The organism is Chryseobacterium sp. MP_3.2 (genome assembly GCF_035984805.1).
Classification (GTDB): domain Bacteria; phylum Bacteroidota; class Bacteroidia; order Flavobacteriales; family Weeksellaceae; genus Kaistella.
The window spans coordinates 152,559-176,268 of record NZ_JAXCHW010000002.1; the positions used below are offsets into that span (position 1 = coordinate 152,559).

General features: G+C 36.8%; 23 protein-coding genes. 12 read left to right on the plus strand and 11 right to left on the minus strand.

The genetic code is table 11. The features are described from left to right. Positions 1 to 29 precede the first annotated feature (29 nt). The 3 genes from RCH13_RS04880 (at position 30) to RCH13_RS04890 (ending at position 3,278) form a co-directional block, all read left to right on the plus strand. Entirely contained in the window at positions 30 to 356 is a 327-nt protein-coding gene (locus RCH13_RS04880; RefSeq protein ID WP_326986112.1) for a helix-turn-helix transcriptional regulator, read from the plus strand. 256 nt (positions 357 to 612) lie between these two features. After that, positions 613 to 2,640: a heavy metal translocating P-type ATPase gene (locus RCH13_RS04885; RefSeq protein WP_326986113.1), complete on the plus strand. Its 2,028-nt coding sequence runs from the start codon at positions 613 to 615 to the stop codon at positions 2,638 to 2,640. Between the two features lie 74 nt (positions 2,641 to 2,714). Next, positions 2,715 to 3,278 (plus strand): DUF421 domain-containing protein, encoded by a 564-nt coding sequence (locus RCH13_RS04890; RefSeq protein WP_326986114.1) that lies wholly within the window; start codon positions 2,715 to 2,717, stop codon positions 3,276 to 3,278. Positions 3,279 to 3,311: 33 nt separating this feature from the next. On the opposite strand, the gene RCH13_RS04895 is transcribed toward RCH13_RS04890, so the two are convergent. Further along, positions 3,312 to 5,462 (minus strand): endonuclease MutS2, encoded by a 2,151-nt coding sequence (locus RCH13_RS04895; protein WP_326986115.1) that lies wholly within the window; start codon positions 5,460 to 5,462, stop codon positions 3,312 to 3,314. A gap of 83 nt (positions 5,463 to 5,545) precedes the next feature. On the opposite strand from RCH13_RS04895, the gene RCH13_RS04900 reads away from it, so the two are divergent. Both RCH13_RS04900 and RCH13_RS04905 read left to right on the plus strand, forming a co-directional pair. Beyond that, positions 5,546 to 6,004, plus strand: coding sequence for a GNAT family N-acetyltransferase (locus RCH13_RS04900; protein ID WP_326986116.1), 459 nt, complete (start codon positions 5,546 to 5,548; stop codon positions 6,002 to 6,004). Between the two features lie 93 nt (positions 6,005 to 6,097). Continuing rightward, complete coding sequence (locus RCH13_RS04905) at positions 6,098 to 6,739, plus strand: uracil-DNA glycosylase (RefSeq protein ID WP_326986117.1); 642 nt, start codon at positions 6,098 to 6,100, stop codon at positions 6,737 to 6,739. Here the strand turns inward: RCH13_RS04905 and RCH13_RS04910 are convergent. Both RCH13_RS04910 and RCH13_RS04915 read right to left on the minus strand, forming a co-directional pair. Further along, positions 6,726 to 7,361, minus strand: coding sequence for a hypothetical protein (locus RCH13_RS04910; protein WP_326986118.1), 636 nt, complete (start codon positions 7,359 to 7,361; stop codon positions 6,726 to 6,728). The two genes, RCH13_RS04905 and RCH13_RS04910, sit on opposite strands and share 14 nt — an antisense overlap. 4 nt (positions 7,362 to 7,365) lie before the next feature. Then, a complete protein-coding gene (locus RCH13_RS04915) occupies positions 7,366 to 7,857 on the minus strand; it encodes a DUF456 domain-containing protein (protein ID WP_326986119.1) in 492 nt (163 codons plus the stop codon). A gap of 70 nt (positions 7,858 to 7,927) precedes the next feature. On the opposite strand from RCH13_RS04915, the gene RCH13_RS04920 reads away from it, so the two are divergent. From RCH13_RS04920 to RCH13_RS04950, 7 genes are all read left to right on the plus strand, one after another. Next, complete coding sequence (locus RCH13_RS04920; protein ID WP_326986120.1) at positions 7,928 to 9,187, plus strand: mechanosensitive ion channel family protein; 1,260 nt, start codon at positions 7,928 to 7,930, stop codon at positions 9,185 to 9,187. A gap of 5 nt (positions 9,188 to 9,192) precedes the next feature. Then, a complete protein-coding gene (locus tag RCH13_RS04925) occupies positions 9,193 to 9,912 on the plus strand; it encodes a pyridoxine 5'-phosphate synthase (protein ID WP_326986121.1) in 720 nt (239 codons plus the stop codon). 33 nt (positions 9,913 to 9,945) lie between these two features. Continuing rightward, a complete protein-coding gene (locus tag RCH13_RS04930) occupies positions 9,946 to 10,734 on the plus strand; it encodes an alpha/beta fold hydrolase (RefSeq protein ID WP_326986122.1) in 789 nt (262 codons plus the stop codon). An 11-nt stretch (positions 10,735 to 10,745) separates the two neighbouring features. Next, the gene (locus tag RCH13_RS04935; protein ID WP_326986123.1) at positions 10,746 to 11,768 is read left to right on the plus strand and encodes an NAD-dependent epimerase/dehydratase family protein; all 1,023 of its coding nucleotides are present in this window, start codon (positions 10,746 to 10,748) and stop codon (positions 11,766 to 11,768) included. Then, a complete protein-coding gene (locus tag RCH13_RS04940; RefSeq protein ID WP_326986124.1) occupies positions 11,765 to 13,525 on the plus strand; it encodes an AMP-dependent synthetase/ligase in 1,761 nt (586 codons plus the stop codon). Before RCH13_RS04935 ends, RCH13_RS04940 begins: the two co-directional genes overlap by 4 nt. 27 nt (positions 13,526 to 13,552) lie before the next feature. Next, complete coding sequence (locus RCH13_RS04945; RefSeq protein ID WP_326986125.1) at positions 13,553 to 14,605, plus strand: diphosphomevalonate/mevalonate 3,5-bisphosphate decarboxylase family protein; 1,053 nt, start codon at positions 13,553 to 13,555, stop codon at positions 14,603 to 14,605. 146 nt (positions 14,606 to 14,751) lie between these two features. Then, positions 14,752 to 15,108 carry a hypothetical protein gene (locus RCH13_RS04950; RefSeq protein ID WP_326986126.1) on the plus strand — a complete coding sequence of 119 codons (357 nt, stop codon included), beginning with the start codon at positions 14,752 to 14,754 and terminating at the stop codon, positions 15,106 to 15,108. A 221-nt stretch (positions 15,109 to 15,329) separates the two neighbouring features. Here the strand turns inward: RCH13_RS04950 and RCH13_RS04955 are convergent, their stop codons facing one another. The 8 genes from RCH13_RS04955 to RCH13_RS04990 all read right to left on the minus strand — a co-directional run bounded on the left by RCH13_RS04955 (position 15,330) and on the right by RCH13_RS04990 (position 23,651). Then, on the minus strand, positions 15,330 to 15,926 hold the full coding sequence (locus RCH13_RS04955) for a MarC family protein (protein WP_326986127.1): 597 nt from the start codon (positions 15,924 to 15,926) through the stop codon (positions 15,330 to 15,332). 40 nt (positions 15,927 to 15,966) lie between these two features. Next, positions 15,967 to 17,706, minus strand: a complete 1,740-nt coding sequence (locus RCH13_RS04960) for a BatD family protein (protein ID WP_326986128.1) — start codon at positions 17,704 to 17,706, stop codon at positions 15,967 to 15,969. Further along, positions 17,706 to 18,449 (minus strand): tetratricopeptide repeat protein, encoded by a 744-nt coding sequence (locus tag RCH13_RS04965; protein WP_326986129.1) that lies wholly within the window; start codon positions 18,447 to 18,449, stop codon positions 17,706 to 17,708. Before RCH13_RS04965 ends, RCH13_RS04960 begins: the two co-directional genes overlap by 1 nt. 87 nt (positions 18,450 to 18,536) lie before the next feature. Continuing rightward, positions 18,537 to 19,544, minus strand: coding sequence for a vWA domain-containing protein (locus tag RCH13_RS04970; protein ID WP_326986130.1), 1,008 nt, complete (start codon positions 19,542 to 19,544; stop codon positions 18,537 to 18,539). A gap of 193 nt (positions 19,545 to 19,737) precedes the next feature. Then, a complete protein-coding gene (locus tag RCH13_RS04975; RefSeq protein WP_326986131.1) occupies positions 19,738 to 20,742 on the minus strand; it encodes a vWA domain-containing protein in 1,005 nt (334 codons plus the stop codon). Between the two features lie 11 nt (positions 20,743 to 20,753). Then, the gene (locus RCH13_RS04980) at positions 20,754 to 21,650 is read right to left on the minus strand and encodes a hypothetical protein (protein ID WP_326986132.1); all 897 of its coding nucleotides are present in this window, start codon (positions 21,648 to 21,650) and stop codon (positions 20,754 to 20,756) included. Between the two features lie 46 nt (positions 21,651 to 21,696). Continuing rightward, a complete protein-coding gene (locus RCH13_RS04985) occupies positions 21,697 to 22,560 on the minus strand; it encodes a DUF58 domain-containing protein (protein WP_326986133.1) in 864 nt (287 codons plus the stop codon). Positions 22,561 to 22,646: 86 nt separating this feature from the next. Beyond that, positions 22,647 to 23,651, minus strand: coding sequence for an AAA family ATPase (locus RCH13_RS04990; RefSeq protein ID WP_326986134.1), 1,005 nt, complete (start codon positions 23,649 to 23,651; stop codon positions 22,647 to 22,649). Positions 23,652 to 23,710: the final 59 nt, after the last annotated feature.

Here is a 23,710-nt window from a genome sequence, read left to right on the forward strand (position 1 = left end):
ATTTACAATAAAAAGCTAATTATTTTACTATGGAAAAAAATCTAAAAAGTTTGAGACTTAAAATTGATTACTACTGCGAGTCAAATAATCTAACTCAAACTGCCTTGGCTAGTAAATTAGGAATGAGCAGACAAGCATTGGGAAACATGTTGAGTGGAAGGCAAAAATTTACCGAAGACTTTTTTCTGGGAATCATTGAACACACAGAAATTAATCTTTATGAATTGTTCGATAAGAATGAATCGAATGTAAATATCGTGTCGGAACCCGCTGTAAATTATGATCGAATACCGGATAATGAATACCGAAAAGCGCTTTCTGATATCAAAAAGATTTTAGAAAAGACACAAATCTGACACAAATCCAAGCGGAATGTCCTTATTGGTGGATCTATAGAAGTACTGGAGAGACCACAATTAATATCAATCACTTACGATTCTCGTAGGTGATTTTTTTTGTGCTTTAGTTTTTTGTGATTATACAATTTAATATCATTTTTCAGTGTAAATTTTTAAATCTTAGAATATCTTAGTGTCATTTGAATGTTTAAATTTTCAAATAAATATAATTATTGGACTCATTTTTTCATGTACTGTTGTATTAAATCTGACCATGAAAGAAAAATTTATCTCTAAACAAGTTCCAAAAAATTGCTGCGCAACAGATGATAGCACACCATCTAAAGTACAGTCCGTCAATCCTAGAGATAAAAACATTTCAAATCAAGAAGATGATCATCGTGATGATCATGATGGTCACACTCACGGAAATGTGGAAGGAAGTGCTTTGCAACTATTCTTACCCAGCATTATTTCTCTTGTCCTTTTACTTGTAGCAATGTATTTCGACCATATTTTAAAACCAAACTGGTTTACAGATTGGATCAGAGTTGCATGGTACGTTGTTGCCTATCTTCCGGTGGGTTTACCTGTTTTGAAAGAAGCTTTTTGCAGCATTAGACAAGGCGCTTTTTTTTCGGAATTTTTCCTCATGGGAATTGCGACCGTTGGAGCTTTTGGAATTGGGGAATATCCAGAAGGAGTTGCCGTCATGTTGTTTTATTCGGTCGGGGAAGTTTTTCAAACCTTGGCAGTTTCCCGCGCTCAAGCGGATATTAAAAGTATGCTGGATCAGCGTCCAGATGAAGTGACTGTTTTAAGAGGCAATCAACCAGAAACCATCAAAGCAGAACTCGCTACTATCGGTGATGTAATTCAACTGAAACCTGGAGAAAAATTAGGATTGGATGGCGAATTACTTTCAGATTCTGCTTCCTTTAATACGGCTGCTTTAACAGGTGAAAGTAAACCCGACACGAAGGCAAAAGGCGAAGCCGTATTTGCCGGAATGATCAATTTGAATACCGTTTCTACGGTGAAAGTTACTACCGAATATACAGACAGTAAGTTGAGTAAAATTCTGGAACTCGTCCAAAATGCTACCGCCCAAAAAGCGCCCACCGAACTATTCATCCGAAAATTTGCGAAGATTTACACGCCTATTGTAGTTTATCTCGCCATCGCGATTACATTTTTGCCCTACTTTTTTGTAGCGAATTATGATTTTTCAGATTGGCTCTACCGCGCCTTGGTTTTTCTCGTAATTTCTTGTCCGTGTGCTTTGGTCATCAGTATTCCTTTAGGATATTTTGGAGGAATTGGTGCTGCGAGTAAAAACGGAATTTTATTCAAGGGCAGCAACTTTCTGGATGTCATCGCGCAAATCAAACACGTGGTCATGGATAAAACCGGAACCATGACGGAAGGCGTCTTCAAAGTACAGGAAGTTATTTTTGATCCCTCCTTTAATCAAGAAGAAATTCTAGAAATGGTGAATGCTTTAGAAAGCAAAAGCACGCATCCGGTTGCCACTGCCATACATGAATTTGTGGGCGAAGTTAATACGAGCATTCATTTGGAAAACGTGGAAGAAATCGCGGGTCATGGTTTGCGGGGGATGATTAACGGCAAAGAATTGGTGGTTGGTAATTTTAAATTATTGGATCAGTTTCAAGTACAGTTTGATACCGATGTGAGCAAAATTGTGTACACCGTCATCGCCATTGCTTATGATCAAAAATTTGTGGGCTATCTCACGGTTGCAGATCGAATTAAAGAAGACGCAAAATTGACCATCGAAAAATTGAAAGCTTTGGGTGTAAAACCCACCATGTTAAGTGGCGATAAAAATTCTGTAGTGCAGTTCGTAGCCAAGGAACTAGGAATTGAAAATGCCTTCGGTGATTTACTTCCAGAAGATAAAGTGAAAAAATTAGAAGAAATTAAAGCGACCAAAGAAACGGTAGCTTTTGTGGGTGATGGCGTGAATGATGCTCCCGTAGTCGCTCTGAGTGACGTCGGAATTGCCATGGGCGGATTGGGAAGTGATGCCACGGTAGAAACTGCAGATGTCGTGATTCAAGACGATCGACCGAGTAGAATTCCAATGGCCATTCATATTGGCAAGCAAACGCGAAAAGTGGTGTGGCAGAATATTTTTCTCGCGTTCGGCGTGAAAGCAGTTGTCCTAATTTTAGGTGCGGGTGGATTGGCAACCATGTGGGAAGCCGTTTTCGCTGATGTGGGTGTGGCATTATTGGCCATTTTAAATGCGGTAAGAATTCAAAGGATGAAGTTTTAAGGTGATAACTTCCAATTTGCTCAATATTTGCTCGCACTATTTTCAAATGAACGTTCAACCAAAAAAATACCATCATGATTCAAGCCAGTGAATATACTTTCGATATTTGGAAGATTTTATTTGGAGATTTCACAGTCCAGATTTATCTGGAAATTATCTTGCGCGTCATCATCATTATGGGATACACCATTTTTATGATTCGATGGCTTGGCAAAAGGGTTGTCGGCGGTTTAGGCAGCGCCGATGTTTTACTCATCGTGGCGATGGGAAGTGCGGTTGGTGACGCTATGTTTTATCCAAATATTCCACTTTCCATTCCCATTACCGTGATTACCTTAATTGCTGCGTTTCAAAAATTATATGTGTACATTGGAATAAAGTATGAATCCGTACGGCAAATAACAGATCCAAAAGTGATGAAGTTGGTTGAAAATGGAAAACTGTTAAAAGAAAATTTCACACAAGATGACATTGATGAAAATGAAGTCTATATGCTTTTAAGACAGCAAGGAATTAGATTTCTTTCAGAAGTAGAACATGCGTATTATGAGCAATCTGGAGCCCTCAGTGTTTATAAATTTGAGAATTCGAAACTGGAAAATTCAATTTTACCCGAAGATTTGGATGAACTCAAATAAAATAGAAATCCACAAATTGCTATAAAATAATTTCTAAATCCTTTCCAATTCGTCCCCAGAAATCTGCGTTTTAAAACTTCCATAATTCACAGAAACTTTTCCGTTTTTTTCAATTTTTTCAATGGTTCCTACACTTGTGGAACCCTGAATACGAACTCGTTGACCAATTTTCATCCATACTGCACGTTCTTTTACGCGCTTGTCTTCCAGCTTTTCATTCGTTTCTACAATTTTTTCCATAATGTCCACTTTCTTTAATTGCTGCGTAATTTTCCTTTTAACGATGAGCAGTTTTTTGGACTCGTCTTTATCTGCGCCTATTTTCCGGAATTTCTCCTGTTCCAGAATCTTTACGAAATCTTTCACCACATCTTTTCGCGATTTTCCTTTTACATAAGAATCAATAAAACCTTCAATCTTATTTCCAAACTGCAATTTGCGGTGTTCATCTTCGTACAATTTTTGAAAATTAAAGAGTTTCTGCTGCAATTGCTCATTCAGTTTCTCTAGATTTTCTTTTTTGTTTTGAGTTGAATCGCGCTTTTCTGCCAAATCGGTCTTAATCTTTTCGACTTCAAATTTTTCCTGTTGCAATTTTACAATTGTTTTATCCAGATTGAGAATGTCATGTTCTACTTTTTTCTTCGCGGATTCGATAATGTATTTCGGAATTTTGTTTTTCTCTGCAACCTCGAACGTGAAAGAACTTCCAGCTTGCCCCACTTCTAATTTATAGAGCGGTTCCAGGGAAGAATCATCAAAAAGCATAGCAGCATTTTGCGCATTTGGCAATTGCTCAATAACGAGCTTAATATTCGTGTAATGCGTAGTTATAATGGCGAAACTTTTCTTTTCATAAAAGAATTCCAGAAAACTTTCCGCCAGAGCGCCACCTAATTCTGGATCAGAACCTGTTCCAAATTCATCGATGAGTAAAAGCGTATTGGCATTGGCTTCTTTAATTATTCCACCCATTTTTTTCAAGCGGGAAGAGTAGGTGGACAAATGATTTTCTATGGATTGATTGTCCCCAATATCCGTCATCATTTTATCGAAAAAAAACATTTCAGATTTAGGATGTACGGGAACCAAAAGTCCACTCTGTATCATCAATTGCAGCAATCCTACAGTTTTCAGCGTGATGGATTTTCCGCCTGCATTTGGACCTGAAATACAAATAATCCGGTTGTGTTCCGTGAAGGTGAGACTTTGGGAAAAGATATGTTTTTTCTCCGTTTGGTTTCTCAGCCAAAGCAAAGGATGATATGCATTGACTAATCGGAGGGTTTTGTGCGGATTTATTTTCGGTAAAACGCCGTTTATTTTATACGCAAATTTTGCTTTCGCACGCGTAAAATCCAGATCGAAAATATAATGCTGATAACTGTAAAGTTGAGGTTGAAATTCTGCAATTTCTGCCGTTAACTTTCGTAAAATTTTATCCAGTTCTTTCTTTTCTTCTTCCTGATTTTCCCGAAGTTTAAAGAAATGCTTCAACACCGATTCTGGCTGAATAAAAGTGATAGATCCCGTTTTAGAAAGCCCTAAAACTCTGCCAGGAACGCGTTTTTTAAAACCAGATTTTACCGCTAAAACTCTTTGATCATCCAAAATCGTTTCTCGGATATCATCTAGAAAATCACTTTGACCATAGGTTGTCAATGCGCGATTAAAATTTTCTTGAATGGATTTTTTCGCGTGTTGAATTTCTGTGCGCAGAACTTTTAAAATTGGAGAAGCTTCATTTTTTATTTCGCCAAAACGATTGAAAACTTTGTCAATTTTATCAATGATTTCTTTCCGGTATTCTAAATCCTTAACATCATTTTTTAAATGCAGAAATAATTCTTCGTAGGCAGGATAAAATTTTTGCAGTCGTGCAATCTGTTCCGTCAGACTTTTAATTTTGAGAAAAGCCGTATTATCTAACCGAAAATTCTCAATGAGCAGATGGTTCAGTTCCTCCTCGATGTCTTCATATTCATTGAAAGGAATCGCATTGTCACTTTCAAAACTGGACACAAATTCTGCCACTTTTTTCAAAGACAATTCTGCTTCTTCTCTTGCAAAAGGACGAAGTTCTGTGATTTTTTTGGCGATTTTTGGGGAGAATGCAAAGGGGGAAATCTCTGCTAAAAGTTCTGGAAACTCCAGTTCGTTTAAGTCTTCTTGTTGTATATCCACATGCAAATTTAATGAGATATTTTGATAAAGACGATACCAAATTGAGGCGCGATTTCGGTCATAATTAAAATCTATCTTTGAACATGAACTTTTCTACGGACCGGTTAATCTTCCGACCCATCACGGAATATGATGCCGCGTACATTTTTCAGATCAGAAGCAACCCTTCTATTAATCAGTTTCTTCACCGAAATCCGCCCCAGAATTCTTTCGAAGCCTTGGATTTTATCTTGGGAATTAAGATGAAAACAGAGTTGAAAGAAATTGTATTTTTTGGAATTTCATTAAAAAGTGATTACAATCTAATTGGAACAATTTGTTTTTGGAATTTTTCTAATGACCGAAAAACTGCAGAATTGGGCTATGAACTTTTACCCGAATTTCAGGGAAAAGGAATTATGTCTGAAGCGATTCACTTCATGCTGCGTTATGGTGGGAATGAACTAAGCTTGAATGAAATCGAAGCTTTCACGAATAAAGAGAATCTAAATTCCATTAAATTGTTAGAGCAATTTAATTTCGTTTTAAATGCTTCCCGCTAAGATGAAAAATATCCAGAAAATCTTATTTTTGAGCTTTCAAAATAATTCATTCGCTTTTCACATCACCACATCACCACATCATCACATCAACCTATGACTTGGAAAGAAATTCTTAAACCCATTAAAGAGACTCAATATTTTGAACAACTTTGGCAAAAAGTAAATGAAGCGTATGCTGCGGATCAATGTTTTCCACCAAAAAAAGAAATATTTCGCGCTTTGGAACTTACCCCTTTTGAAAAATTAAAAGTGGTTATTATTGGTCAGGATCCCTATCACAATGTTGAGCAGGCAAATGGTCTTTGCTTTTCTGTTTCCGAAAATGTGACGGCACCGCCTTCTTTGAAAAATATTTTTAAAGAGTTGCAAGATGATTTGGGAATTGAACGAACAAAAAAAGATTTGGGAGATTGGGCGGAACAAGGAGTACTTCTTCTCAACGCCACATTGACGGTAAAAGCACACGAACCGAATTCTCACAAGGATTTAGGTTGGGAAAGACTGACTAACTTTATCATTCAAGAAATTGCGGAACGAAAAGAAAATGTGGTATTTGTTTTATGGGGTGCTTTCGCACAAAAAAAGGAAGAATTAATTCATTCTTCCTCTCATTTCATTTTAAAATCTCCGCATCCTTCCCCTTTTTCCGTGTATAAGGGATTTTATGGGAGCAAACCTTTTTCTGCTATTAATGACTATTTAAAAGAGAAGGGCTTGGAAACTATTTCGTGGTAGTTCCACTAGATACAGAATTTCCTTTACTAATTTTAATTCCAATTTTATATTTTCCTTGTAAAGCTTTAAAGCCTCTATCCGACGTAGTAGTTGGAGCAACCTCACCTAAGGTGATATTATATCCATTGAAATTTTGCGTTCTGGAATACCCTTTACTTGCATCTTGCATAGAACTTATTTTGATTGTCATCGGGCGAGTTTCCAGACCCATCACTTCTAATTCTGCGGTTGCAACGCCTTCCCAAATGCAGTTAACACCTTGTGGACAACGGCTGTCTTCCACCATTCTTTTGAATGTGACGTTCATTCCGTATTCTTTTAAAAACTTATTTTCGCCTTCGCTCAGGTAAATCATTCCAGATTGGGGTGTATTTAAATCAGCTTCTTTTTTATACGCTTCCATTTTTGCAGGAGGTAATGACGCGGCATTTCCTTTTGCAGGAGGCAATGTTGCGGGTTTCTCTGGCGTGATAATATCTGTTCCATCAGCAGATTTTTGCGGTGGAATCGAGCCAGACGTTGCAGCATCTTTTACCTTTTCTGTAGAAGTTGCTGTAGTTTGGTTTTGACACATAGCCAAAGAAAGAAAACTAAATGAAGTAAGGATTAATCTGTGTATCATGTTTTTAGGATTTATAAATGTCATAAACTACGACCAAAAACATTGCCAAACCTACCAAGAGATTAAAGCCTGTTCCGTAAATAAATCCAATAAATGCACCTTTCGTGGAGTTCCAGGCTTTCTTTTTGTCTTTTGCATCATGAAGAAGTTCCCCAATAAAAACGCCCAAGAACATTCCGATTAAAAAACCGAAAGGAATGGGAATAAAAAACATTCCGCCAATTGTTCCAATTACAGAACCAATGCTTCCCCATCTGGTACCGCCGTATTTGCGGGTCGTTCTAGCCGGGATTACATAATTTAAAATTACAGACAATCCCGTGAGAAATACAAAAATCCAAATATAGACCATGGAAAGTGGTGCATCTGTCCCGAATTTATAAATTAAAAGTCCGCATAAACTCAGTAATAATCCTGGTAATACGGGAAGAAAAGTTCCCAGAATTCCTACTATAAGTAAAATGATGCTAACAATCTGTATTACGCCAATATCCATAACAATGCATTAATTGTTAAAAGTAGTTATTAATCTGTATAAGACAATCATTATTCTTATTTTTGCCTCAATGGAAACGGAATTTAAAGACACTAAGGATTTACTGCAAGATGCAAGTGATTATATTCACTTTTTCGTGAGAGATAGCACGCCGGATAGTTGGGTGCTTCTGCTACAAATCATCTTGAAATTAGTATTTTTAGTTGGGTTGATTTATTTTGTTGATTTTTTAATTAAACTCGCAATTAATGCCATTTTTAAAATCTTTTATGATAATGATAAGTATCCGATTTTTAAATCCATTTACCAATCCAAAATAACCAATTCTTTTGCGCATCTCATCGCATTATTCTTTGGGAGTTTTGCTTTATTTTCTATTTTTTATCGCCATCCAAAAAGTTTCGATTTTTTAGAGAGAATGATCGGTTTGACCATTGTTTTTGTGTTCGCAGGTATGCTTTATCGTGCTTTAGGTGCTTTCCGAAATTATTTCCTCATCGTGAAAGACTACTACAAAATTATTGCGCTGAATGCCGTTTCTCAAACTGTGAAAATTTTCGGAGTCTTTGTGTCTTCAGTTATTGCCATCAGCGTAGTTTTTGGAATTAGCGGCTCTACAATCTTGGGGAGCTTAGGTGCAATTACAGCAGTGATGGTTTTGGTTTTCCGTGATACCATTTTGGGATTTGTGACGGGAATTCACGTGGCAACATCGAAAAATTTGAAGGTAGGGGACTGGATCGGAATTCCGAAATATAATCTGGAAGGGAATATTGAAGACATCAACCTTTTGACCACTAAAATTCAGAATTTTGATAAAACATCTTCAACAATTCCTACCTACGATTTGCTTTCTACGGAAATAAAGAATCTTCAGGGAATGTCCGAGGGAAATAAGCGAAGAATAAAAAGGTCCATTACTTTCAATATTAATTCGTTTAAATTTCTAAATCGCGAAACAATTGAGCGTTTAGCGAAAATAAATTTATTGACCGATTATTTGGAAAAAAGGCTTTCCCACATGGTAGAGGAAAGAGAAACGCTGAAAAATTCAGACTTGATTATCAACGGAAAACAACTGACCAATATTGGGGTGTTTCGGGAATATGTAGTGAATTATTTAAAAAACAATGAGCACATTGACCAGACCGAAATGATTTTAGTAAGACAGCTAGAAAACACCACGCACGGAATGCCACTGGAGATTTATTGTTTCGCCAATAATTCTGAATGGACGAGTTATGAGGAAATCATGGCCGATATTTTCGACCATCTATTGGTGGCCTCCAAAGAATTTGAATTAGAAGTAGTTCAGTTTGTAAAAATTTAAAAAGAATGACAAAACTTAGTGTAAATATTAATAAAATCGCCACTTTAAGAAATGCAAGAGGTGGAGAATTCCCAAGCGTAACCGAAGCTGCAGTGAAATTGCAGGAATATGGCGCACATGGAATTACCATTCATCCGCGTCCAGATGAGCGCCACATCACCAGAAAAGATGTGTATGATTTAAAACCTTTGGTGACCACAGAATTTAATATTGAAGGCAATCCGCACCGAAGTTTTATTGATATGGTTTTAAAAGTGAAGCCAGACCAAGTTACCTTGGTTCCAGACGCGGAAGATGCCATTACTTCTAATGCAGGTTGGGATTGTGAGACGCATCTTGGATTTTTAAAAAATGTGATCGCAGAGTTTAAAAATGCGGGAATTAGGACCTCAATATTTTTAGATCCTAACCCGAAAATGGTTTCATTTGCAGCAGAAACAGGTGCTGAAAGAATTGAACTGTACACTGAAGCTTATGCCTCTAACTACTCAATAAATAAAGAAGAGGCCATAAAAGACTACGTAGCAACCGCAATAGAAGCACAGAAATTTGGACTTGGAATTAACGCGGGACATGATTTAAGTTTAGATAATTTAAAATATTTTTCCGGCCAGATTCCTAATTTATTAGAAGTTTCCATTGGTCACGCTCTAATTTCAGAAGCGCTCTACATGGGTTTAGAAAATACGGTTCAAGCGTATTTGAAGCGGTTAGCGAAGTGGTAAAACCAATATTTGATTCTTTTAAAAATACAGCATTTGGAAAATAATACTATTCTGCACTCAAAAATTTATGGATCTGAATTAAATGGAACACCGCTTTTGGTTTTTCATGGACTTTTTGGGATGCTTGATAATTGGGGAAGTTTTGGGAAAGAAATGGGCGAATTTTTTCCAGTTCATCTGATTGACTTAAGAAATCACGGGAAAAGTTTCCATTCAGAAGAAATGAGTCATGATGATTTGGCGCATGATATTTTGCATTACATGGAATTTCATCACTTAGATAAAGTCAACTTACTGGGTCACTCGTTGGGCGGTAAAGCGGTGATGCAGTTTGCCATTAAATATCCCCCAAAACTGCATAAATTGATTGTTGTAGACATTGCCCCGAAAGCTTATCCACCGCATCATCAAGGAATTTTAAAAGCGTTGCAATCGATTGATTTCTCAGTTGTAAAAACGCGTCAGGATGTAGAAGATGCACTTCAACGATACATTCCAGAAAAAGCAGTAGTGCAATTTTTGACTAAAAATTTATATTGGTTAGAAGATAAATCGCTCGGATGGCGCTTTAATATCAATACTTTAGCAGAGAAATACAGTGAGTTTGTTTCCAATGCCATTAAGTTCGGCATTTTTACAGGAAAAACATTGTTTATGGCAGGTGAAAAATCAGACTATATTTTACCGCAAGATGAATTTTTAATTAAACAGCAATTTCCTAATTCTAAAGTGGTAACCATTAAAAATGCGGGACATTGGGTTCAGGCAGAAAATCCAAAAGATTTCAGCACGGTGGTGACTGAATTTTTAGCGGAGAATTAAAACATAACATAATGATTTTAGTAACGGGTGCTACCGGAATTTTAGGTAGAGTAATAGTACTGGATCTGCTGAGAAGTGGCAGAAAAGTACGTGCCGTGAAAAGAAAATCCAGCAATACAGAAGAAGTTGAACAATCTTACCGTTTCTACACAGAATCTCCACAGGAATATTTCGATCAAATAGAATGGATTGATGTTGATTTTGATGATTTGGAGGCCCTTCAAAATGCATTGATTGGAATAAATGAAGTGTATCATTGCGCAGCGAAAGTCAGTTTTCGTTCTGAGGACCGGCGAGAAATGTATCACACCAATATCAGAGGCACCAGAAATTTACTTTATGCTTGCGAAGATGGCGCTGTAAAAAAATTCTGCTTCATCAGTTCTACGGCAGTTTTAGATGGTCTCAATGAAAATCATGAAGTGGATGAAGATTCTAACTTTAATCCAAAGTTGGAACATTCTCCCTATTCCAGATCCAAACAATTTTCGGAAATGGAAGTTTGGCGGGCTTCTGCAGAAGGACTTTCTACAGTAATTGTAAATCCAGGTGTTATTTTGGGAAGTGGAAACTGGCAATCAAGCAGCGGTGAATTATTTAAATCTTTTTCCGATTATCCTTACGCAATGAGCGGAATTTCCGCGTATGTAGATGTGCGCGATGTTTCTAAAATTGCCATTTCTCTAATGAATCAAGAAATTTATAACGAACGATTTATCGTGATCTCCGAAAATAAAAAATTGATTGACGTCGCCAATTTTGTGCGCGAAAAATTAAATCTTCCGAGTGCGAAAATCTTAAATGAGACTATGCTGGAAATGGGATATGTGCTGAACATTATGTTCGGCTGGCTCTTTCCGAAGTTACGACTGATGAGCAAAGTAAATCTAAAAACGGTAACTTCTACCAATATACTTTCTAATAAAAAGATCAGTGATCAGCTCGACTATAAATTCATTCCAGTGTTAGATAGTTTGGATTTTCACCTCAAAAATTATATTTCTGATCACCAAAATATGAAGAAGAACTCATGAATATTGCAGAATTTCTAAATACCAACGCAGATAAATATCCGCGAAAGCCAGCCATAGGTTTCAAAAAAAAGGAAAAGTGGGAAACAATTTCTTGGACAGATTTCCGTCGGCTTGTTTTTAAAACTGCATCAGCTTTGCGCGCTTCAGGAATTGCGGAGCATGATAAAGTTGCCATTTATGCAGATAATTCCGCAGAATGGATTGTCTTTGATTTGGCTATTTTATCCTTGGGCGCCATCACCGTTCCTATTTATTCTACCAATAACCAGGAACAAGCTGCTTATATTTTATCAGAATCTGAATCAAAAGCTATTTTAGTGGGAAATCAAGAGCAATATGACGTTGCCTATAATATTTTGCAGGAATCTTCTTTTTTGAATTTGATTATTGTTTCGAAAAAAGCCATTTGGATTAAGAAGGAAAACAGTTCGTATTTAGAAGATTACATTAAAAAAAGCTCAGACGAATTAGAGATTGTCGCGAAAAATGAAGATGATTTAGCGACCATTATTTACACGTCTGGAACTACTGGTGTTCCAAAAGGCGTAATGCTTTCTCATGGAAATTTCGTAAATTCCTTCAAGGCGCATTTTGATTTTTTCAAATTCAAAAATTTCGAGCAAGAAGTTTCTTTGGCGTTTTTGCCTTTAACCCATATTTTTGAACGAAGCTGGACCATGTTATGTCTCCACGGTGGTGCACAAGTATACTTTCTAGAAAATACAAAGCTCATCGTGCATGCTTTGTCAGAAGTTAAACCTACATTGATGTGTGCTGTTCCAAGGTTTTATCAGAAGATTTACGCTGGAGTTCATGATATGTTGCAAAACAGTTCCGATGGGAAAAAGAAAATTTTTAATTGGGCCATTACAACTGGAAGAGAGGTTGCAGAATTACGCCGTTTAGATCAGAATATTCCATTTGCATTAAACCTGAAAAATACTGTTGCCAACTTGATGGTCTTTAAGAAGATAAAGGCAAAAATGGGCGGTAGACTTTGGTTCATGCCTTGTGGCGGCGCTTCGGTCTCGGCAGAAGTGACGGAGTTTTTTGAAGCTTTAGGAATTCACGTAACTGTGGGTTATGGCTTGACGGAAACTACTGCAACTTTAACTTGCTTTCCTTTCCACCATTTTGAACATGGTTCTGCGGGAATACCAATTGGCGACACTCAAATAAAAATTGGAGAAAATGAGGAGATTTTAGCCAAGGGAAGTGGAATTATGAAAGGTTATTACAAAAAACCGATAGAAACCGCGGAAGTTTTCACCCAAGATGGCTGGTTTAGAACTGGTGATGCAGGGGAATTTGATGAGGCTGGCAATTTAATTATTACGGATAGAATTAAAGATTTGATGAAAACCAGCAATGGGAAATACATCACGCCACAACCGATTGAGAATTTATTATCAAACAATAATTTAATCAACCAGGTGATGGTTATTGCAGAAGGAAAACCTTTTGTTACCGCTTTAATCGTTCCCAATTTCGAAGCATTACTGATCTTGGTAGAGAAGATGAATATTCCATTCACCAATTGGGAAGAGCTTGTTAATTCTGATAGAATTAAAGAGTTGTACCGTCAGAAATTAGATGAGTTTCAAGCTAGCCTTTCTGGATTTGAGAAGGTGAAGAAATTCATTCTGATGTCCTCAGAATTTGAAGTGAACAGCGGAGAAATCACGCCCACTTTAAAAATTAAAAGAAATATTGTTTTGCAGAAATATGCTCAACTCATTGACAAAATGTACGCTTAAAATTTTTTAAACCTTAGACCTTTCCTTATGAACGAATTTTTCGGCAATCCTAATTTCAGTGTTTCCCATCAAAAAGTGTCGGCGAGTTGTCCTTCTAATATTGCCCTCATCAAATATTGGGGGAAGTATGAAAATCAAATTCCGGCTAATCCAAGCATCAGTTACACCTTAAACAACTGTAAAACAAATACAGAAGTTGAATTTTTGGCAGGGGAGAAATTTGGAGTTCAAACTTTTCTCGCTGGAAAGGAAGAATTAAAATTCGCTGAAAAAATTGAAAAATATTTTAAAAGTATCGTAGAATATGTACCTTGGATCCTAGAAGGAAAGTACATTATTCGCACAGAAAATACCTTTCCGCACAGTTCGGGCATCGCAAGTTCTGCATCTGGATTTGGCGCCATTGCAAAAACTTTAATGGAATTGGATGAGCTCTTTTCTGGCAAAATAGGGACGGAAGCAAAAGTGAAAAAAGCCAGTTTCTTATCTCGTTTAGGAAGTGGCAGCGCGTGCCGAAGTTTATATAATGGTTTGGTAGTTTGGGGTGAAACCCATGAAGTGCAAAATAGTTCCGATTTATTTGCGGTACAATATCCAAATTCTGAAGTTCATACTAGTTTCAAAAATTTTAATGATTGGGTTTTACTCATTCACGAAGGAGAAAAAACCGTAAGTTCTACAGTTGGCCATGGTTTGATGAACACTAATCCTTATGCAGAAAGAAGATTTCTAGAAGCGCATGAAAATTTCGCACTGCTAAAAGTTATATTGAAAAATGGAGATATGGAAGGCTTTATTAAATTGGTGGAGCATGAAGCTTTGACTTTGCACGCCATGATGATGATGAGCGATCCCGCCTTTATTTTAATGAAAACCGGAACTTTAGCCGTGATTAACAAAATATGGGAGTTCCGTAAAGAAACCAAATTGCCCTTGTTTTTCACCTTAGATGCAGGAGCAAATGTCCATCTTCTTTTTCCTTCTAATCAAGAGCAAACCTCTATTAGAGAATTTATTATCAAAGAATTACTGCAGCACACTCAGAATAATGGCGTGGTGAAAGATGTGATGCATTTTTAATGGAATTTTACAATCAGAAATTTCGGATCCAGCGATGGCATGAAAGCCGTTCCTTTAAGTATTCGCGGGTTGAAATAGGGAATGAAAAAAAATACTTTGAGTCGCCACTCAATGCTTTAATTGTATTTGTGCTAACATTTCTAATCTTGGCAATTATTTTTTATCTGACGAGTTACAAAGATTTCATTATTAGAGTAGCAGTATTTGCACTTCTGTTTGGACTTTATAAAATATTTTTAGCGTTCACTATACCAATCATTGCATTGAATTCAACAGGCATCGAATTACGTGCAATCAACATTCCATGGAAAAATATTAGATCTATAGATTACATATGGAAATCTAGAGTTTTATTTTTATCCATCAAATTGAAAAATGATAAAATGGTAAAGGAAAAAGTTTCTAATTTAAGTTTCCAAAAAGATTTTATCTATTTAGAAGCGATCATCAGAGCTTTTAGAAAAAAGTATCGAAAAGCATTTATTCACAGAAAAATGCTCTGAATATTGTCGTACGGTTTACTTCTTAACCGCCAATTTGCTCATCATGTTTAAAACTAGCAACACGATAATTCCTAGAACAGCAGCAGACATGGATAAAATGTAAACGGAATTTTCTTCATTCCAGAAGCCGAGATCCCACTGAATTCTATACAGGTTGAACCCTATAAACAAGATGAAAATCCCAAGGAATATTTTATAAAACAATTGCATTTTTATTCAATTTAAAATTTAACGTACGAGCTGAAAAGCTGGGCAAAGTTTGCCGTAAATAATTTGATGGAAATGGCCAGCAAGATAATTCCAAAAACTTTTTGTAAAACCTGCAGTGTTCCGTCTCCTAATTTTCTTTCAATCCAGTTGGCAGATTTAAGCACCAAATATACAAAAATAGTATTGAGAACGATACCAGATATGATGTTGATATCATGATATTCCGCACGTAAAGATAATGTGGTGGTCAATGTCCCGGCTCCTGCAATCAGAGGAAAAGCAATAGGAACAATGGAGGCAGATTTGGCTTCCGTATTTTTCTGAATTTCTATGCCCAAAATCATTTCAATAGCGATGATGAAGATAACGAAAGCACCCGCAATCGCAAAAGAATTCACGTCTACGCCAATTAACTTCAGAATATTATTCCCGATAAAAAGAAAGGAGATCATTAAAACACCCGCAACTAGTGAAGCTCTCTCTGCTTCAATTTTCCCGAATTTTTTCTTTAAACCCACGATAATAGGGATAGATCCTACAATATCGATTACGGCAAAAAGAACCATAGTTGTGGTAAGTGTTTCTTTTAAAGAGAAAAATTCAAACATGAGGATTTATTAATTCCGCAAAAATATAAAAAATATTTGACTATTTGTTAATTGCCGAATAGATAGTGATGATGGATTGAAGTAATTCGTCAATATGTTCCTCAGATTGCAGGGGTGCATATTTTTCAATCTGAATTTGCTCCGTTAATTTTCTGTACTCATCGGCAATATAAGCGCCTTTTTCATTTTCAAGAAATTTTTTAAAATCAGATTCAGCGGCAACTGAAAAATGTTCTTTTGTTTGGCGGTTCAAGTCTTCATAGGTAGTGAAAAACTTTGTGAAATCTTTACTGTCAGCTACGATCTTTAAGTATTCTACATCATCTTCCCAGCGGTTATTCCAATTTTTCCTAATGGTTTCTTCCGTTTCCGTAATAGCACCAATGGTTTGATACTGCGGTGTAGGTTTAACCTTGGCAGGTTTCTCTTTTACTTTTTTTCTTACCAATAATGTTAAGGAAAGTAGCACCGCCAAAAGACCCAGGTTTCCAGCAATTGCTTGCCAGTTTATTTGGTCTTTGCTTTTTAATTTCAAATTTTCCGTGGGCAAGATGGGTGTGTTCACTGTCTCTAAAACAGTATTGGTATATTCATTCACTTTTTCCAAAGTGCTTCTGCTTGCTAAAATATCATCTTTTGACTTCACATTTAGAAGTAATGTTTTTCTGCCTAAGTCTACATATTGATTGGTTCCAGGATCAAAAAAGGAAAAATCTTCTAACATAATTGGAATGGTTCCTATTTTTTTCGGCACTATTAAATAATCGGCCGTAATGGATCCGTATAATCCATCACTTCCTGCATTAGTAACAGAGGTTATTTTAGGAGGATAGAAATTATAATTTTCAGATTCCACAATTTTTGGTAGATGTAGCGTGCTGAAATTTCCGGCTCCTGATATTTGAACGGTCACGCTTATGGGCTTTTCCATTTCTAAAGCATCACCAGAATTTGTAGAAATTAAGGCGACCTCAAATTTCCCAACTGCATTTTTGTAGTTGATAGGCATTCCCGCCGGTAATTTCTTTACTTTTAAATTTACTTTATTAGAGGATATTCTTTTGCTGTTCCTTGTATTGGCAAGGGAAGCCGAAGCAGGATTAACTTCTATGGTTCCACTTTCTGTAGGATAAATCACAAAAGTGCCGACAATTTGCGATGCCATTCCAGACCTCGTTTCGATTTCTGATTTTGAAGAGCTTACTTGTTTAATGTTCAGGTTATTTTGATCTGGATAACGGATGTTTTTCAAGTTTCGCAAATTTCCATAATCCCGACTTGTAGCACGAAGTACGGCTAAAGTGGGCTCATTTTTATAAACAACTTTATCTTGTATTTCTAGATTAAGATGAACCGAATTATCTGTTTTTACGGAGGCGACAGAACTTTTTTCAGATTCGCGAACAAAGAGATCGAAAGGTTCGGTTTTATAAATCTTTCCATTGACTGTTACCAATACAGAACCAAATTTTACCCGGCCAGATTGTCTGGGTGCAAGAACCAATTGAAAAACTGTTTGATTGAGGACGTTCCCTTTCTTCGCATCTACAACCAAAGTATTTTGATCAGAAGCAGAGCCGATGATGTTAAATTTAGAAAGATCCGGCATTCTCAGCGGTGTTTCCTGTGCCATATTTTCCCCACTTATTTCCAGAAGTACAGTGAGCTCAAAATTCTGATTCACTTTTGCCTCTCTCACTTCGGATATCGCCAAAGTAACCTGTCCCGAAACAATCAGGGCAGAGAAGAGTAAAAACAAATATGGAATTTTTCTTTTCATCACCAATCCTTCTCGTTGCTGTCTGGCATAGAGTAGGAATTTTTATTTAAAATACGTTTTGCGGTTTCTCGTTCTCGATTCTCTACCCGGTTAAGGAGAGATTTTTCTAAGTCTGAAGGAAGTTTTCCAGAATTATCACTTTCTTTTTTGTTTGGATCTTCACCTTCACCTTCGCCTTTATTCTTTTGACCGGATCCTGCTTCACTTTGGGGGTTTTTACCAGGATCAGTTCCTTTATTTTCATCTTTTTCTTTCCCATCGCCACCGCCAGAATCAGATTTATTGTTCTGTTTTTTCTCCTCTTCTTTTTCCTTTTCTTTCAGCATGGCAATTTCATAATTCTTCCGGATGGATTCATTGTAGGGATCTTGCTTGAGGGCGGCTTTGTAATGTTCGGCGGCTTTTTTAGAATTGTTGATGTCCATTTCTACATTTCCCAAATTGTAGAGTGCGGCTGCTTTGTCTGGTAAAGTTGTAGAATTTTTAATGGCTTTTTCATATTCAGCTTTTGCCTCCGTGTACAGTTTTCTCTTGTACAGAGAATTGCCAAGATTGTAGTGTGCTGCAAAGTCATTGTCTTGCAGTTGAATAGCTTCCATGTATTTGCCAGAAGACCCTTCATAATTTTTATTATTGAAGTCCTGATTGCCTTTGTAAACAAGCGTATTATAACTCTCTTGTGCAGAAAATAAGGTGGCACAGATAAATATCAGAAGTACAGAAAAAAGTGGTTTCCAAATCATTAGTGCAAAAATATTCCTTTATATGTTAAGATTTTTACGATAATTTGTTAAATTTCGGTTAAAGTCGGGTGAAAGCGCTGATTTTACTCAAATATTGAACTCCCTTTTTGGATTGAAGAGAAAAATGAGAAGAAAGAATAAGAGGGAAACGGCTAAAAAATATTGATAATAATGTACTGCATTTTGAGATTTCACGAAAGTATCTGACGTGCCTTCATTTTTACTCAGCGCATCGATAATTTGGGAACTTGCACTTTCCAAATTATTTCCGTCAATGTACGTTCCACCAGTTTCAGTAGCGATATTTTGTAAGGCGGTACTTTCTCTTCTGGAAATGACAGTTTCTCCCGTGATATCTGTTTTATAACCCATTAATTGACCGAAGACATATTCTGGAATGGGTCCACCTTCATCAGAGCCAATTCCCACCGTAATTACAGACATTCCTTCCTTTTTAGCCAGCTTGATGGCATCTTTTTCATTGCCCTCATTATCTTCGCCATCACTTAAAAGCACAACTTTTCGCGAACCTTTGCCTACATTTTTAAATTTCTCCGCCACCGCTTGCATTCCCATCAAAAAATCGGTACCCTGAATTTTGATTATACTTGTTTCGATGGCGCCAATATAGGTTTCTGCGGCGGTAAAGTCTGTTGTTAAAGGCATTATGGAAGTTGCATCTCCCGCAAAAATGACGAGTCCAACTTTATCATTCCGCATTTTACCCATGGTGTTGATGATGATATTCTTGGCTTCATCTAATCGATTAGGCTGAATATCTTGAGTATTCATAGAATTAGAAACATCAATGAGGAAAATCACATTGTTCATCTTCTGCTTAGAACTTACTTCTTCTGAACCATTTAATAAATCGGCAATTGCTAAAATCAGAAACAAGGTGCCCAATAAGTATAGCAAAGGAAGCACGCGAGAAAATTTACTTCTTCGCTCAAATAATTCTTCTTGAAATCTCGCTTCTGCAAAAATTTCTTTTTTGCTACTTTTCCAGCGAAGATATTGCACCATAATAATCCCGAGCAGTGGCAAAAGCAGCAGCAAAAGGAGATACCAATAATTGTCTAAATACCAATCCATAATTTATAGTTTGCAAAACAATGCACTATTATTTATCACTTATGAGTGACTTCAATTTTTATTTCTCATCAATAGACCACCCGTCTTTTCTTCTAGCCCCGATGGTAGTGGCTCCCGGAGTTTCGGGAGGGAACGGACAGCGGGACAAATCTTCGGAGAAACTGAAATTTACCTGCTCCAAAAGAAAATTTATTTAACTTAAAAACTTATAAAAAACCCACCGCAAAAGGGCATCAAAGAGTAAAACACCCAATGCGATCCAAAGAAATATCCGAAAGTATTCCTGGTAATTATAAAGTTTAGTAGTTTTTAATTCTGATTTTTCCAGCTGGTTAATTTCATCATACACTTCTTCCAGACTTTGATTACTCGTTGCTCGAAAATATTTCCCACCGGTGGTTTGCGCAATTTCCCGCAGCACCGGTTCATCAATTTTTACCTCTGCTTCCGTAAACACTAAGTCCCCGAATATGTCAGTCTGTGTAGGCATCAAAGCATATCCATTGGTCCCAATTCCGATAGAGTACACTTTAATATCATTGCTTTTTGCGAGTTGTGCACCCACTTGAGCGGGCATTGCGTTCTCTATTGTATTCACGCCATCTGTCATTAAAATAATGATTTTAGACTTGGCTTTGCTATTTTTTAAATGACTCACGGCCACAGAAAGACCTTCTCCAATGGCGGTTCCCTGTTCCAGTTCCAGCTGGTTAATGTTTTCTAATTCCTCAATGACAATGGCGTGATCACTGGTGACGGGAACTTTCGTAAAAGCTTCCCCCGCGTAAAGCACCAAACCAATCCTATCTCCCGGACGTTTTTCCACAAACTTTCGCGCAATTCCCTTTAAGGCGGTGAGTCTATCTGGATCTAAATCTCGCGCTAACATGCTCAGCGAGACATCTACCGAAAGCATAATATCAATTCCTTTGCTATCATCTTGATCCTGAGAAATGGTGAAGGTCCGCGGTCTTGCCATGGCAATAATCAAAGCGGAAAGCAAAATATATTTCGAAATTTTAAGGAGGAAAAGGACGAACAAGATGGTCTTGTTTTCCATCATGTTTTGTGTAGTGGGTACTTTTATTCCGGTTCGTTTTTTCTTCCGCGCATCTAAAATTAGCAACGGAATAAAGGTTAGAAACAAGAGTAAAAACCAAGGGCTGTAAAGTTCGAAATTTAAAAAATCAAGTATCATGCTTCTTCTTGTTAAACTCCGGTTCTTAATTCTTCTGCCTCCAAATCTTTCGAAGAGCGTTTAACAAAGCCTTTCATATCCTCGAAATCTGCGGACATCATGGTTTGATCAGGGAAGGTTTTTGCAAATTTTACCAAATCTCCGCGCAGAAATATTTCTTCTACAATTTTTTCATTTTCGGGGGAAATGGTATTGTTCAACTTCATGACTTCTATTAAATCATCGGTGAGCAAAACATCCGCCGGAATGTCATATTGTTTGGTCATGAAATTTCTGGCAATATCAATTAATTCGACGTAGAAAGATCGGTAGTCGCCATTTTCCATGTATTTTTTCTTTTTCAAAAGTTCCAAATCTTTTAAGGTTTGGTTGGTCATCAATTGAGGGGAGTTTTTTCTCTTCTTTCCGTACTTAATGATTTGATAAATAATGAAAATTAAAGCAAGTACAACCAATGCAGCGAGTATGTACCACTTATACATTTGCCAATAATCCGTAATCTGCAGATTGACTTCCTTATTTTTCATGATATCATTTAAAGGATCGCCTTTTTGTGCGGTATTCACCACTTCTACTTCATAAGGAATGGTATTGTACATTTTTCCCCCGATGCGAAAATCCAACGCCGGAATTTTAAAATTGCCTTCTTCGAAAACTGCAAATTCTATGATGCGTTCATAATAGTCGGGTTGCGCAGTGGTGCTGTCTTTAATTTCTTCAAAATGAAAAGGGAGCAATTCATTTTTTGGAGCAGAACTTACCTCTTTTCCCTGTAAATTAGAAATAGTCACACGAAAGGTGCCAACTTCACCTAAAGCCAAAGTTTTTTTCTCGAGTTTCGAACCTAAAGTCTGCGAAAATAGGAAGATATTAAAGAGGGAAAAAAGAACGAGCACTATTTTTTTCAAACCTGAAATTATTTTTATGAGACTGCCAAGAAGTCAATTTTACTATTTATCTTTTTCGGAAATATTGATAGAGGAATTTAGAATAATCTTCTCCTGTATTAATATTCACAAAGGTTGCGGAAGAATTTTCAAAATCTTCTGCCACACTTTTCACGATTTGTTTTTGTTTTTCCGCAAATTCATACCGCCATCTTGCACTAGAGGTATTGGCCCAAATTTCTTTTCCCGTTTCTGCATCTTGAAAAAGAATATAACCCACATCAGGAATTTGCTCGTCTTTATCATCAAAAACGCGCATTCCTAAAATTTGATGTTTTTTTGAAGCCACTCTCAGCATTTTCAAATCATATTCATCTTGAAAATCTGAGAGTAAAAAGACCAACGATTTTTTCTTGAATACGCTCATCATATATTCTAAAACCTTATCTATTTTAGAGGGTGCAGCAACATAATCTGTGCTCAAAATGGTACTTAAAATAGCCAAAATATGTTTTCTTCCTTTTTGAGGTGGAAGAACTTTGTAAACTTTGTCCGCGAAGAGAATTAATCCTACCTTATCATTATTGCCAGCAGCAGAAAACCCTAAACTAGCAGCAATTTCTGCCACAAATTCTCTTTTCAGCTGTGTTTTGGTACCGTAATCCATAGAGGCAGAAATATCCACCAAAAGCATCATGGTCAATTCCCGTTCTTCTTCCATCACCTTAACGAAAGGTTCCCGAAAACGTGCGGTCTTATTCCAGTCTATTCTGCGGATTTCATCGCCGTATTGATAAGGGCGAACTTCGGAAAATGTCATTCCCTGACCTTTGAAAGCGCTGTGATATTGACCCATCAGAGTAGATTCAGTCTTTTTACGAGTCCGAATTTCTATCTGTTTAACTTTTTTGATGATGTCTTTTATCTGCACGGAAAATATTTAGATTTTGAATTTTAGATTTTAAACGATCGAATTCGATTGATTTAAGATATAAAAACCATCATTTAGAATTGATTTTAAGGAGCTTGAACTTTCGCTAGAATTCTGTTGATGATTTCGTCTGAGGTAATTTCTTCCGCTTCCGCTTCAAAACTTAATCCGATTCTATGTCGAAGAACATCTTTTGCAATGTCTTTCACATCTTCTGGAATTACAAAGGCTCGGTTTTTTAAGAATGCTAATGCACGAGACGCAATTGCTAAATTGATAGATGCACGAGGAGACGCTCCGAAACTAATATAATTTTTTAATTCTGCAAGTCCATATTTCTCGGGAAATCTGGTAGCGAAAACCATATCTAAAATATATTTTTCAATTTTCTCATCCAAGTAAATTTGGTTGATGAGGTTTTTCGCTTCTACTATATTTTCCATAGAAATAACAGGACGGATTTCCGGTTGGTGAGAAGAAGCAATCATTTTCATAATTTTTCTTTCGTCTTCGAAATCAGGATAAGTTACGGTACATTTTAGCATAAAACGGTCACTTTGCGCTTCAGGTAAAAGGTAGGTTCCTTCTTGATCAATTGGATTTTGGGTAGCTAAAACTAAGAATGGCTTTGGAAGCGGCATTGTTTCATCACCAATGGTGACTTGTTTTTCTTGCATCGCTTCTAGTAATGCAGACTGAACTTTGGAAGGAGCCCGGTTAATTTCATCTGCCAAAACGAAATTTGCGAAGATTGGACCTCTTTTTATGGTAAAATCATTATCTTTAATATTGTACATCATGGTACCCACAACATCCGCAGGAAGTAAATCTGGGGTAAACTGAATCCTGGAGAAAGCACCTTGCACGGCATCTGCTAAAGTTTTAATCGCCAAGGTTTTAGCGAGTCCGGGCACACCTTCCAATAAAACGTGTCCGTTGCCAAGAAGTCCGATCAGCAAACGATCAACCATGTACTCTTGCCCAATAATTGCTTTGTTGATTTCTTGTTTCAAAAGAGTAAAATAAACATTCTGTTCTCTTACCTTTTCGGTTAATAGTCTGATATCATCTGCTTGCTGTAATTCCGCCATAATGTTGAAAAAAATTTAAAGGGTAAATTTCCAATAAAAACTTTCACCAATCTACATAA

What these genes read in the sequence shown, in the direction of transcription:
- RCH13_RS04880 (WP_326986112.1), top strand. Translation starts at nt 30, where the DNA reads ATGGAAAAAAATCTAAAAAGTTTGAGACTTAAAATTGATTACTACTGC.
- RCH13_RS04885 (WP_326986113.1), top strand. Translation starts at nt 613, where the DNA reads ATGAAAGAAAAATTTATCTCTAAACAAGTTCCAAAAAATTGCTGCGCA.
- RCH13_RS04890 (WP_326986114.1), top strand. Translation starts at nt 2,715, where the DNA reads ATGATTCAAGCCAGTGAATATACTTTCGATATTTGGAAGATTTTATTT.
- RCH13_RS04900 (WP_326986116.1), top strand. Translation starts at nt 5,546, where the DNA reads ATGAACTTTTCTACGGACCGGTTAATCTTCCGACCCATCACGGAATAT.
- RCH13_RS04905 (WP_326986117.1), top strand. Translation starts at nt 6,098, where the DNA reads ATGACTTGGAAAGAAATTCTTAAACCCATTAAAGAGACTCAATATTTT.
- RCH13_RS04910 (WP_326986118.1), bottom strand. Translation starts at nt 7,361, where the DNA reads ATGATACACAGATTAATCCTTACTTCATTTAGTTTTCTTTCTTTGGCT.
- RCH13_RS04915 (WP_326986119.1), bottom strand. Translation starts at nt 7,857, where the DNA reads ATGGATATTGGCGTAATACAGATTGTTAGCATCATTTTACTTATAGTA.
- RCH13_RS04920 (WP_326986120.1), top strand. Translation starts at nt 7,928, where the DNA reads ATGGAAACGGAATTTAAAGACACTAAGGATTTACTGCAAGATGCAAGT.
- RCH13_RS04925 (WP_326986121.1), top strand. Translation starts at nt 9,193, where the DNA reads ATGACAAAACTTAGTGTAAATATTAATAAAATCGCCACTTTAAGAAAT.
- RCH13_RS04935 (WP_326986123.1), top strand. Translation starts at nt 10,746, where the DNA reads ATGATTTTAGTAACGGGTGCTACCGGAATTTTAGGTAGAGTAATAGTA.
- RCH13_RS04940 (WP_326986124.1), top strand. Translation starts at nt 11,765, where the DNA reads ATGAATATTGCAGAATTTCTAAATACCAACGCAGATAAATATCCGCGA.
- RCH13_RS04945 (WP_326986125.1), top strand. Translation starts at nt 13,553, where the DNA reads ATGAACGAATTTTTCGGCAATCCTAATTTCAGTGTTTCCCATCAAAAA.
- RCH13_RS04955 (WP_326986127.1), bottom strand. Translation starts at nt 15,926, where the DNA reads ATGTTTGAATTTTTCTCTTTAAAAGAAACACTTACCACAACTATGGTT.
- RCH13_RS04960 (WP_326986128.1), bottom strand. Translation starts at nt 17,706, where the DNA reads ATGAAAAGAAAAATTCCATATTTGTTTTTACTCTTCTCTGCCCTGATT.
- RCH13_RS04965 (WP_326986129.1), bottom strand. Translation starts at nt 18,449, where the DNA reads ATGATTTGGAAACCACTTTTTTCTGTACTTCTGATATTTATCTGTGCC.
- RCH13_RS04970 (WP_326986130.1), bottom strand. Translation starts at nt 19,544, where the DNA reads ATGGATTGGTATTTAGACAATTATTGGTATCTCCTTTTGCTGCTGCTT.
- RCH13_RS04975 (WP_326986131.1), bottom strand. Translation starts at nt 20,742, where the DNA reads ATGATACTTGATTTTTTAAATTTCGAACTTTACAGCCCTTGGTTTTTA.
- RCH13_RS04990 (WP_326986134.1), bottom strand. Translation starts at nt 23,651, where the DNA reads ATGGCGGAATTACAGCAAGCAGATGATATCAGACTATTAACCGAAAAG.